Annotated in this window: 9 protein-coding genes; 2 read left to right on the forward strand and 7 right to left on the reverse strand. The window is 70.8% G+C overall.

All coding sequences use genetic code 11. The features are described 5' to 3' along the window. Nucleotides 1-152 precede the first annotated feature (152 nt). On the reverse strand, nucleotides 153-1,793 hold the full coding sequence (locus ACFU53_RS42200) for an ABC-F family ATP-binding cassette domain-containing protein (protein ID WP_384005082.1): 1,641 nt from the start codon (nucleotides 1,791-1,793) through the stop codon (nucleotides 153-155). Nucleotides 1,794-2,205: 412 nt separating this feature from the next. Next, complete coding sequence (locus tag ACFU53_RS42205) at nucleotides 2,206-3,234, reverse strand: oxidoreductase (protein ID WP_384005083.1); 1,029 nt, start codon at nucleotides 3,232-3,234, stop codon at nucleotides 2,206-2,208. A 66-nt stretch (nucleotides 3,235-3,300) separates the two neighbouring features. Here ACFU53_RS42205 and ACFU53_RS42210 point away from each other — a divergent pair, with 66 nt between their 5' ends. Then, a complete protein-coding gene (locus ACFU53_RS42210) occupies nucleotides 3,301-4,251 on the forward strand; it encodes an FAD-dependent oxidoreductase (RefSeq protein ID WP_384005084.1) in 951 nt (316 codons plus the stop codon). A gap of 131 nt (nucleotides 4,252-4,382) precedes the next feature. Here the strand turns inward: ACFU53_RS42210 and ACFU53_RS42215 are convergent, their stop codons facing one another. From ACFU53_RS42215 to ACFU53_RS42235, 5 genes are all read right to left on the reverse strand, one after another. Further along, nucleotides 4,383-6,107: a BCCT family transporter gene (locus ACFU53_RS42215; RefSeq protein WP_384005085.1), complete on the reverse strand. Its 1,725-nt coding sequence runs from the start codon at nucleotides 6,105-6,107 to the stop codon at nucleotides 4,383-4,385. Between the two features lie 84 nt (nucleotides 6,108-6,191). Next, nucleotides 6,192-7,463, reverse strand: a complete 1,272-nt coding sequence (locus ACFU53_RS42220; RefSeq protein WP_384005086.1) for a M14 family metallocarboxypeptidase — start codon at nucleotides 7,461-7,463, stop codon at nucleotides 6,192-6,194. Then, nucleotides 7,460-9,424, reverse strand: a complete 1,965-nt coding sequence (locus tag ACFU53_RS42225) for a Xaa-Pro dipeptidyl-peptidase (protein WP_384005087.1) — start codon at nucleotides 9,422-9,424, stop codon at nucleotides 7,460-7,462. The genes ACFU53_RS42220 and ACFU53_RS42225 overlap by 4 nt, the downstream gene beginning before the upstream one ends. Before the next feature lie 303 nt (nucleotides 9,425-9,727). Beyond that, nucleotides 9,728-10,204, reverse strand: a complete 477-nt coding sequence (locus ACFU53_RS42230) for a hypothetical protein (RefSeq protein ID WP_384005088.1) — start codon at nucleotides 10,202-10,204, stop codon at nucleotides 9,728-9,730. Between the two features lie 51 nt (nucleotides 10,205-10,255). Beyond that, nucleotides 10,256-10,735, reverse strand: coding sequence for a macro domain-containing protein (locus ACFU53_RS42235; protein ID WP_384005089.1), 480 nt, complete (start codon nucleotides 10,733-10,735; stop codon nucleotides 10,256-10,258). A gap of 84 nt (nucleotides 10,736-10,819) precedes the next feature. On the opposite strand from ACFU53_RS42235, the gene ACFU53_RS42240 reads away from it, so the two are divergent. Then, entirely contained in the window at nucleotides 10,820-11,551 is a 732-nt protein-coding gene (locus tag ACFU53_RS42240) for a MerR family transcriptional regulator (RefSeq protein WP_384005090.1), read from the forward strand. Nucleotides 11,552-11,700: the final 149 nt, after the last annotated feature.

The raw sequence follows: 11,700 nt of genomic DNA on the forward strand, positions 1-11,700 counted from the left end.
GGTGGGGGCTGGTCGCGCAGTTCCCCGCGCCCCTGAAAAAGCAGGGGCCGCGCCCCGTGCTTCTTCGGCCCGCGAGGGCCGTAGGCCCTCAGTCTCAGGGGCGCGGGGAACTGCGCACGCACCCCCACCCACCCGCAGCCGAGACGACGCCCTCAGCTCTCCGTCAGCTTGCCCGCCTCCACCGCGAAGCGCCTCGTCACCCGTACCGCGTCCAGCATCCGGCGGTCGTGGGTCACCAGGAGGAGCGTGCCCTCGTAGGCGTCCAGGGCGTTTTCGAGTTGCTCGATGGCTGGGAGGTCCAGGTGGTTCGTGGGCTCGTCGAGGACCAGGAGGTTGACGCCTCGGCCCTGGAGGAGCGCGAGGGCCGCTCGGGTGCGTTCGCCCGGGGAGAGGGTCACCGCCGGGCGTAGGACGTGGGTGGACTTGAGGCCGAACTTGGCGAGGAGGGTGCGGACTTCGGCGGGTTCCGTGTCGGGGACGGCCGTGGCGAAGGCGTCGAGGAGGGACTCCGGGCCGTGGAACAGCTTGCGGGCCTGGTCGACCTCGCCGACGAGGACGCCTGAACCGAGGGCCGCGTGTCCCGTGTCCAGCGGGATCCGGCCGAGCAGCGCCCCGAGGAGGGTCGACTTGCCGGCGCCGTTCGCACCCGTGATGGCGACGCGGTCGGCCCAGTCGATCTGCAGGGACACCGGCCCGAAGGCGAAGTCGCCCCGCCGCACCTCCGCGTCCCGCATCGTGGCGACCACGGCACCGGAGCGCGGTGCGGCCCCGATCTCCATCCGCAGCTCCCACTCCTTGCGCGGCTCCTCGACGACATCGAGCCGTTCGATCATGCGCTGGGTCTGCCGGGCCTTCGCCGCCTGCTTCTCGCTCGCCTCGCTGCGGAACTTGCGGCCGATCTTGTCGTTGTCGTTGTTCGCCTTGCGCCGCGCGTTCTTGACGCCCTTGTCCATCCACGAGCGCTGCATCTGGGCGCGGTCCTGGAGGGCGGCCTTCTTGTCCGCGTACTCCTCGAAGTCGTCGCGGGCGTGCCGACGGGCGGTATCGCGCTCGTCCAGATAGGCCTCGTATCCGCCGCCGTAGAGATTGATCTGGTTCTGGGCGAGATCGAGTTCGAGGACCTTGGTGACCGTGCGGGTGAGGAACTCGCGGTCGTGGCTGACGACCACCGTGCCCGCGCGCAGGCCGGAGACGAAGCGTTCGAGCCGTTCCAGTCCGTCCAGGTCGAGGTCGTTGGTGGGCTCGTCGAGGAGGAAGACGTCGTAGCGGGAGAGGAGGAGGGAGGCGAGTCCGGCGCGGGCGGCCTGGCCGCCGGAGAGGCCGGTCATCGGCTGGTCCAGGTCGACGCCGAGGCCGAGGGAGTCGGCGACCTCTTCCGCCCGCTCGTCGAGGTCGGCGCCGCCCAGGTCGAGCCAGCGCTCCAGGCTCACCGAGTACGCGTCGTCGGCGCCCGGCGCGCCGTCCACGAGCGCCTGCGTGGCCTCGTCCATCACCCGCTGGGCCTCCGCCACACCCGTGCGCCGGGCGAGGAACCCCCGTACGGTCTCGCCCTCCCGGCGCTCCGGCTCCTGCGGCAGGTGGCCGACGGTCGCCGTGGGCGGGGACAGCCGCAGCTCACCCTCTTCCGGTGGGAGCAGGCCGGCGAGCAGCCGGAGCAGCGTGGACTTGCCCGCGCCATTGGCACCGACCAGCCCGATCACATCACCGGGGGCGACGACGAGGTCGAGCCCGGAGAAGAGCGAGCGGTCGCCGTGGCCGGCGGCGAGGTTCTTGACGACGAGGGTGGCGGTCACAGGGGGCGATCCTAACGACAGGGGGGCGACTCCTCCCAGCGGCATCGGGTTCGGGACCCATGTCCGCCGGTCGGGGCCGCATTTACCTGGCGGGTCTGCGCCCACCTGGCGGGTCTGCGCCCACCCGGCGGGTCTGCGCCCACCCGGCGGGTCTACGCCCACCCGGCGGGTCTACGCCCACCCGGCGGGTCTACGCCCACCCGGCGGGTCTACGCCCACCCGGCGGGTCTACGCCCACCCGGCGGGTCTGCGCCCACCCGGCGGGTCTGCGTCCTCCGTCCGCGAGGCAGACCGTCACACCGTGCGGCCGGCCTTCAGCCTCGCCGGTCGGCTGTCGCCCGGAGGGCCGAGGCGCGCCCCCGCTCCGGTCCACAGCGGGGCATCCGCCGATGGCCACACGACCTCACCCCCCTCACCGCCCCATCGGCTCCACCAGCACCGTTCCCGAGGTGCGGGCCACGATGAACGATTCTCCCTTCACGGACTTCGGGTCCAGCCCGATGCGGTGCCGGCCCGCCGGGAGGATCCCGTCGAAGAACCGGTAGGTGTGTGGGCGGTACAGCCGGTCGAGGCGGTAGGCGGTCAGCTCCACCCGGCAGGTGGAGGTGATCTCGATGCCGGCCTGCCCTCCGGCGGCGACGAGACGGGTGAGGCGGCGCTGTTCCGTCGGGCTGCGGTCGAGGGCGTGTTCGATCTGGGCGACGAGGAGCGGGATGATCGGGGCGAGCCCGTCGACGTACGCGACCTGGACTCCCGCGCGGTCGAAGGCCAGCCGTACGGCGCCGCGGTCCGCCTCGCCGACGGCTCGTCCGAAGGCCACGGCACCGTAGGTCCGCAGTTCCTCGGCGGGCACGCCGGTGGCGTCGTGAGCTATGTCGGCGCCGATTCCGATGGCACGCAGGGCGGCGGCGAGTTTGGCGAGGACGGCGACACGGGCACCGATGAGGAGGACCCGGCGGCGGGCCGCCGGCTCGGCGGCGGATTCGCGCAACAGGGACTGCAGTGCGCTGCGGTACTCGGGGCCCTGGAAACGGAAAGGACCGATGCCCGTGTAACCGTTCAGCTTGAGGTCGGCCTCCTCCTCCGTCTGCCAGGCGAAGTCCCGCCACACGTAGTCCTCGCCGACCCGCTCTATCACCGCGGTCACGGCTCCGCAGGCGAGGTCGGCGCATTCGGGGCAGCCGTAGATGACATAACGGCCGCGCGTCAGTGGTGCTTCGGCTTCCAGGAGCAGGCTGCGCACCTGGGCGGTGAAGATCGAGGGCGGGACGTCGGAGGCGAGTGGGGAGACGGCGTCGAGGTCGGAGAGCTGGAACAGCAGCGGGCGGCCGTCGACGATGAAGTCCACGAAGTCCCGGTGCACCTGGTAGTCACCGTTGGCGAGGACGCCACCGGCTCGCATCGCCGGTGCCAGGCCGAAGGTCGCGTACTCGGCAGACATGGTGTGAGTATCCCCACAAAGGCAGACTTGTGAGCACTGCATGACATATTCCGTTAACGTCCCTGCGTGACCAGTGAATCGAACAGTGATGTGATCGTGGTCGGTGGCGGAGTCGCCGGTCTCACGACGGCAGCCGTTCTGGCGGAGAGCGGCAGACGGGTTCGGATCTGGGCCCGGGAGCCCGCAGAGCGGACGACGTCCGCCGTCGCGGGCGGACTGTGGTGGCCCTACCGGATCGAGCCGGAGGAACTCGTCGGCGAGTGGGCGCTCGTCACCCTGGCCGTCTACGAGGAGTTGGCGGCGCGGCCGGACGAGACAGGCGTACGCATGGTCGAGGGCGTACACGGCGGGACCGCACTGGACGGGCTCGGTGCGTGGGCCTCGCGGGTGGCGGGGCTGCGGGTGACGACGGCCGAGGAGTACCCGGGCGTCGGGCTGTGGGCACGGCTGCCGCTGATCGACATGCCGGCCCATCTGCGGTGGCTGCGCGAGCGGTTCGTCGCGGCGGGTGGAGTGGTGGAGGAACGTACGGTCACCGACCTCGCGGCGGTCGACGCCCGCGTCGTCGTCAACTGCACGGGGCTGGGCGCTCGTGACCTGGTGCCGGACCCTTCCGTACGCCCGGTGCGGGGGCAGTTGGTCGTCGTGGAGAACCCGGGGATCACCACCTGGCTCACCTCGGTGGATCACTCCGGTTCCGAGAGCACGTACTTCATCCCACAGCCGGGTGGGCTGATCCTGGGTGGTACGGCGGAGGAGGACGCGTGGTCGTTGACGCCGGATCCGGTGATCGCGGAGGAGATCGTGAAGCGGTGTGCGGTGGTTCGGCCCGAGATCGAGGGGGCGCGGATCATCGAGCACCGGGTGGGGCTGCGGCCCGCGCGCCCGGCGGTGCGTCTGGAGCGGGAACCCCTGCCGGGCGGGCGAGTGTTGGTGCACAACTACGGGCACGGTGGGGCCGGGGTCACGGTGGCGTGGGGGTGCGCGCGGGTCGCTGCGCGGCTGGCCACCGTTTGAGCGCGGCTGTGAAAGGACGGGCTGTCGGTCGGCTGCGGGCCGTGGGGGCTGGTCGCGCCCGCGCGGCGGAGCCGCAAATCAACGCAGCCCGCGCCCCTTGAGGGGCGCTGCACCCCACCCCCGTCGAGTCCTCACTCCGCGCGATGGCCGATCGGGTCCCCCTCGATCTCCGTTCCCTGGCCCGGCCCGACCCTGATCTCGAACTCGCCGTCGTAGCGCTTGTGGCCCTCGATGACGGCGAGCTCGACCGCCTCGGAGGCCATCTCCTCGCGGACGATCACGTGGTCCCGGCGCAGGTCGCGTATCAGGGCGATACACATGCCGATCATGACCAGGACGAACGGCGCGGCGGCCAGGATCGTGAGGTTCTGCAGGCCCGTGAGGGCGTCGCCCTGGCCGCTGCCGACCAGGAGCATGATCGCGGCGACGGCTCCGGTGACGACACCCCAGAAGACGACGACGAAGCGGCCGGGTTCGTGGGCACCGCGCTGGGAGAGCGTGCCCATGACGATGGACGCGGCGTCGGCGCCGGAGACGAAGAAGATGCCGACGAGGATCATCACGAGCAGGCTGGAGACCGTGGCGATGGGGAACTCGTGGAGCACGGCGAAGAGTTGGCCCTCCGGCGTGGACTCCTCACCGATCCGGCCCTGCTCCTGGAGCTTCATCGCCGTACCGCCGAAGACCGCGAACCAGACGAGGCTGACCGAGCTGGGGACGAGGATGACGCCGCCGATGAACTGGCGGATGGTACGGCCGCGGCTGATCCGGGCGATGAACATGCCGACGAAGGGCGTCCAGGAGATCCACCACGCCCAGTAGAAGACGGTCCAGCTGCCGAGCCAGTCGGCCACGCCCTCGCCGCCGGACGCCTCGGTGCGGCCCGCGAGCTGGGCCAGGTCGCCGAGGTAGGAGAAGGCCGAGGTGGGCAGGAGGTCGAGGATCAGGATGGTCGGACCGGCGACGAAGACGAAGACCGCCAGCACCAGGGCCAGCACCATGTTCGTGTTGGACAGCCACTGGATGCCCTTCTCCACACCGGACACGGCGGAGGCGACGAAGGCCAGGGTCAGAACCGCGATGATGCCGACGAGCAGGCCGGTGCTGACCTTGTTCATCCAGCCCAGCTCCGTGAAACCGGAGCCGATCTGGAGGGCGCCGAGGCCGAGGGAGGCCGCCGAGCCGAAGATCGTGGCGACGATCGCGAGGATGTCGATGACCCGGCCGCCGGTGCCGTTCGCGTGTTTCTCGCCGATCAGCGGGGTGAAGACGGCGCTGATGGTCTGACGGCGCTGCTTGCGGAACGTGCTGTAGGCGATGGCGAGGCCGACCACCGCGTAGATCGCCCAGGGGTGCAGCGTCCAGTGGAACAGCGTGGTCGCCATCGCCGTTTCCATGCGCTCGCCGGAACCCGCGGGGTTCGTGCCCGGCGGGGGCGAGGTGTAGTGGGCGAGGGGCTCGCTGACGCCGTAGAACATCAGGCCGATGCCCATGCCGGCGCTGAACATCATCGCGACCCAGGACACCGTGCGGAACTCGGGCTTCTCGCCCTCGACCCCGAGGTGGATGCGGCCGTAGCGGCTGACCGCGAGCCACAGGGCGAAGACGACGAAACAGGAGGCGGCCAGCATGAAGGCCCAGCCGCCGTTGTGGATCAGGCCGCTCAGCATCTTGCTGGAGGCGGTCTCGAGCGAGTCGGTCCAGATGGCACCCCAGAGGACGAAGGCCAGGGTGAGTGCCGCCGTCACGCCGAACACGACGCGGTCCGTCCGGGGCCGCCCGCCGCCGGGGAGACCCGCCTCCGAACCTGGAAGCGCGCCTCCCCCGTGGTGGGTGGTGCGATGATCGTGCGTCACAGGTGGAACCTTTCCGCGAGTGGCTGGAACTGACCTTCTCCTGCCCAGGAACCCCTACCACATGTGACATCGATGCTTTCTTGTTCAACAGGCGGTTTCAGGCACCCCCACCGTCAGGCGGTACGGCGCCCGCTCGTCGAGCAGCAGCGGGACGAGCGCGCGCAGTTGCTGGCGCAGCGGTACGAGTACGCCGTCACCGTCGCTCCCGGACCGTACACGCACGCCGTGCAGTGCCAGCTCGTCCGCGAACTCCTCGTACTGTTGTGCGGTGAGCCGGTAACCGCAGGGCGGGTCCTGGATCACCTCGGCGGGGTCGGCGGGGTCGTTGTCGGCACCGCCTACGTAGACCGGGCCGGTGTCGCGGAGGCCGGTGAGACGGGCCGCGCCGGTCACCCTGTCGACCTGTCGGCCGCGTTCACCGGCGAAGCCGAACAGGCCTTTCAGGGCGGCGAGTTGGGAGTTCACCCGGCGCAGGTTGTTGGCCGGTTCCGTGGTGCCGACCGGCAGCGGTTCCACGCGGCTCTCGATCAGCAGTCCGACGGAATGCTTGATTCCGGACATGTTCCGCAGGATGCGTTCCTGGCCGTCGCCCGCGACCTGGCGGATCGGGTCGCCGGTGACCGGGTCGGTCCAGATGCCGTACGTGCCGGTCGAGTAGCCGGCGGCCCCGGCGGCCGGGCGTACGTAGTTCAGGGACAGGTTGCGGGCCTCGGTGTGGACGGCCGCGTCGGTGTTGAGGTTGCGCGGCCAGAGGTCGAAGAGGTCCTTGTCGTAGTACTGGGGTGTGGCGCCGTATTCGTGCAGGTCGTAGACGACGTCGGGTGTGCGGTCGCGCATGACGGCGGCGAGCGCCCGCGCCTCGGCCGTCTGGAGGGCGAGGTGGTCGCGGTTGATGTCGACGCCGTCGCTGTTGCCCCGGGTGTCGGCGGCCCGGCCGTCGGGGTTGGCGGTGGGCACGACGAGCAGGGTCGTGGTCATCAGCAACCGTTCGGTCCGCTTGTCCTTGGCGTAGGCGAGGTCGCGGATGGTGGTGAGGCAGGCGTCGCGGCCCGAGGGCTCGTCGCCGTGCTGGCTGCAGATGAGCAGGACCGTGCGCGAGGTGGGACGGGTGCCGATGCGGACGAGCTGGAGCGGGCGGTCCTGCTCGGTCGTGCCGATACGGGTGATCGACACGCGGGAACTCGCCCTGTCGACGGCGGCGAGGAACTCCTGCTCCTCGGGCTGGCTGGTCCAGCGGGCGCCGCCCGACTGCTCGAACCCGGTGCGCGGCGGGGTGGTGTCCGTCGCGTACGCGGGCGTCGACAGCAGGGGTGCGGCGAGCGCGGCGGCGATCAGCGCCGCGATACGGGCCCTCATGCGGCACCGCCAGGGACGCGGGCGGCCCGGCTCGGGTCGCGTACGCCGTCGAGGACGGACTCCTCCGGGGTGCCGATGGTCCCCGAGGTCGCCTTCTCGAAGGCTGTGGCACCGCCGACCAGCGGGACCTTCGCGGAGGTGCGCTTGAGGTCGATGGTCAGGGTGGGCGTGCTCGACGGCGGGTCGATGAGGTCCTCGTCGGTGCCCGCGATGATCAGCGCGAGGCGATGGCCCGCCGGGACCACGTGGTCGCTCGCGTGCAGGTCGAGCGTGATCGTGTACGGGGTGCCGGGTGTGAGCGAGGCTCCGGTGCCGGAGGAGTGGTTGCCGAGGTCGGCCCAGCCACGGCTGAAGATCGTGTAGCCGACGTCGGCCGTCTTGGCCTGGGTCTCGCGGAAGCAGGAGCTGTCGCCGGTGGTGCTCGGGCCCCAGCAGCTGCGCTCGGTGAGGGTGCTGATGCCGTCGCCGGCCGTGGAGTAGTCGCGGATGGTGTCCGGGCCGAGGTCCACGAGGACCGCCGAGAGGTGGGCGGTGGAGGTGGTGGGTGTGGCGGTGACGGTCACCTTGGAGGAACCGGACAGCCGCAGGTCCTTGGTGAGCGGCGGAGTGACGAAGCCCGCCTTGTCGGGGGTGGACCTGTCGACGTACGCGGCCCAGTCGGTCTCGTTCAGTGTCGGGTTGTCGGTGAAGGTCTCGGTGCCGGTCCGCTTGCGGAGGCCGAGGGTGCCGACGCCCGGCTCGTTGCCCTCGGCCGGGCGGAGGGTCGTGGCCTTCGTGGCGCGTGGCGGCCAGATCTTGGACGTCTCCCACTGGTTCGGGTGACGTTCGATGTCGGCCATGGGCTCGTCGTCGACGCCGTTGTCGTAGCCGAGGAGTTCGTGGTCGAACCAGCGGTGCAGGGTGTCGACCCACTCCGCGCGGCGGAAGTCGAACGGGTCGACGTGACCGACCTGGGAGAGCCAGATCTTGCGCTCGACACCGTGCTTCGCGAGGGCGTCCCACCACTGGCCGAAGTGCTTGGGGCGGACGTTGAGGTCCTGCTGGCCGTGGATGACGAAGACGCTGGCGTCGATCTTCCGGACGTCCTTGACGTAGTCGCGTTCGGTCCACAGCGGGGTCCGGTCGCCGGTGCGGGGTGCCCCGTCGACGAGTTCCTGCTGGACGGCACCGCACTTGGCGCGGGCGTCGGGGCTCTCCACGTAGTCGGAGAGCCACTCGGGGCCGGAGTCGTAGAGCGGGGCGCCCTTGGCGAAGTAGTAGTCGTACCAGGAGGAGATCGCGCCGATCGGGACGATGGTCTCCAGGCCCTCGACGCCGGTGGCGGCCACACCGTTGGCGACGGTGCCGTCGTAGCTCTTGCCGATCATGCCGGTCCTGCCGTTGGTCCAGCCGGCCTTGACCTTCGTGGTGCCGGTGCGCGTGCTGTACGCCTTGCCGCGGCCGCCCAGCCAGTCGATGACCGCCTTGGCGGACTGGATGTCGGAGCGGCCGCCGACGTCCACACAGCCGTCGGAGCGGTTGGTTCCGGCGAGGTCGACGGCGACGAAGGCGTAGCCGCGGGGCACGAAGTAGTTGTCGTAGAACAGCGGCATCTGGACGACGTTCCCGTTCGCGTCGTACGTCTTGCGCTGTCCCTCGTTGCCGCGTCCACAGCAGGAGTAGTACGGGCTGGCGTCCATGATCACGGGGATCTTGCGGCCTCGTCGATCGGGTTCACTCGGGCGGACGATGTCGACGGCGACACGGTCCGTCTTCCCGTCGCGGTCGCCGTCGAGCCCGGTGTCCACCCAGACGGCCTCACGGATGGCGTTGTCGTACGAGTAGACCGGTTCGCTCTTCCGGGGGGTCGGGGTGCCGGCGACCGCCGGGGTGAGGAACGTGGCCGTGAGGGCGGCGGCCGTGGCCGCCGTCGCGAGCGATCTCCAGGTCGTGAAGCGCATGCGTCGCGCAGGTATCGGCATGCGCGGACGGTACTGCGGTCAAGTCCCGCGCAAAAGAGGCCCTTTTGGGGCTCGCGGGGCTTCGGCCACGGTGTGGCTTGAAAGGAGCGTGGGGCCGGGTCACTCGTGTCGGCCGAAGGGCGATCGTGTGACAGTGACGGCCATGGACACGACCGGGTCCACAGGGTCTGGATAGGCTCCGCACAGACTCGCGCGGAACCGTTCACCGACGACTAGAGCTCGGGCGGTTGATTCCGGCTCTTGGCTGCGGGTTCGTCGTGGCTTGTCGCGCAGTTCCCCGCGCCCCTGGAAGACCTGCGGCCTTCAGGGGCGCGGGTGGACCTTCGCTTCGATGGGTTCGCCGATGATTTTGCTTGCCAGGTTCGAGGCCAGCTCTGCGACGTGGACGCGGAGTTCGGCCTCGGCTGTGGTGCGGTCGGCGGTGAGGTGGGCGTGGCCCTCGGTGAGGAGGGTGGTGTACTCGCGGTGGCCGTCGGCGCGGGCCTCGGCGATCAGGGCCGTGCCCTCCTCGAAGGCGCGCTGGCGGATGCGGGCGGCCTCGTGGCGGGCGTCGGCCAGGGCCGCCGCCACCTCGGCCCGCTTGATCAGGGCCTCCTCCCGTAGGGCTTCGGCCTGCGCCTCAACTCCCCTGGTCGCGGCCTCCCGTTCGTCCAGGACACGCTGGAGCCTGGGCAGCAGCCTGGCGAAAAAGAGGAACACGAGCGCGAACAGCACCGACGCGACGACGAGTTCCCCGACGACGGGGTTCAACGGGCCGATGTCCATCGGGAGAAGATCCATACCGGTGCCTTACCCGCTCACACACGCGAGGTACCGTGCTTCGGCCCGGGATCAGTCCCCGTGGTCGTACACCGTCACCGATATCCCACGCTGGACCAGTCGGTCGGTGATCAGGGGCTCCACGCGGGACCACTTCCCGCCCGCGAGGCCGCAGCCGATGCGGGGCATGTGCACCGAGGCGTCCAGCTCCAGGGCCTTGTCGGCGAGCAGGCCGAGAGCCGTGTCGATGGCCTCGTAGCGGACGGGTACGCCCTTGCTGCCGGTGCGGGTGCCGCGCTGGCCTATCAGGTTGGCGACCCAGGTGTAGGGGCCGACCTGCACGAACTGGGCGGCGCCGAGTCCGAAGTCGTTGTTCGCGCGGTCACGGTGCCAGGCGCGGTAGGCGGCCTCCGGCTGCGGCCAGCGGCGGGACAGGGCGAGCACGAAGCCCTTGCCCCAGCCGCCCAGGTCGTTGCTGACATGGGCGATGACCTTGACGCCCTTGCCCAGCGGCACGGTGGCGTCCCCCCGGACGTATGCGATCCCCGACATGACGCCACCGTACGGGGCGGCACTGACATCGATCGCCGTCGCCCGAGGTTTCACAGCACTGGTGAGACAGCGATACTGCTATGTATGACCACCGACACCGGAGAGAGCACCGGCACCGGCTCCGGGGAGGGCACGGGAGAGATCGTTCTCACCGTCGACGAGTTGGCCGCGCGGGCGGGGGTCACGGTGCGAACGGTCCGCTTCTACAGCACCCGGGGGCTGCTGCCACCGCCGGTGATCGGTCCACGCCGGGTCGGTCACTACGGGCGGGATCATCTCGCTCGGCTCGCGCTGATCGAGGAGTTGCAGCGGCAGGGCATGACCCTCGCGGCCATCGAGCGGTATCTGCGACAGCTGCCGCCGGACCTCACCCCGCGCGACCTCGCGCTCCAGCGGGCGGTGGTGGCCTCCTGGGCGCCGGACGCGGTGGAGACGGTCACGCGGGAGGAGCTCGACCGGCGGGCGGGCCGGCCCCTGGGCGAGGAGGATGTGGAGCGGCTCGTCGCGATGGGCGTGGTCGAGCGGGACGGCGAAGGTCTCCGGGTGGACCCCGGGCTGCTGCGGCTCGGGGTGGAGCTGCTCGACGTACCCCTGTCCGAGGAGTCGATCCTCGCCGCACGGACCGTACTGATCGAGCACTCGCGCGCGGCGGCGCACGAGCTGTCGCGGCTCTTCCGGGACGCGGTGGCGGAACGCGATCCGCAGGCGGTGAAGTCTCTCTCGGCACATATGCAACCGCTGGTCGTACAGGCGCTGTTGACGACCTTTCAGCGTTCGTTGACGGAGGAGCTGAGGGAGTGGCTGGCGCAGTCCTGAGCAGCGGTGCCGCGCGGCCTTCGGCGCGCGGGGCCTCGGGCCCGTTCCTCCTCGCCCCCGCCGCCCCTACCCGTCCCAGCCCCAGGGGCGCTGCCCCTTCGACCCCGAGGGGTGCGTCGTCGGGTGCGGGTGGGTGGGGGCTTCTCGCG

The sequence above is a fragment of the Streptomyces sp. NPDC057474 genome (genome assembly GCF_042802555.1).
GTDB lineage: Bacteria > Actinomycetota > Actinomycetes > Streptomycetales > Streptomycetaceae > Streptomyces.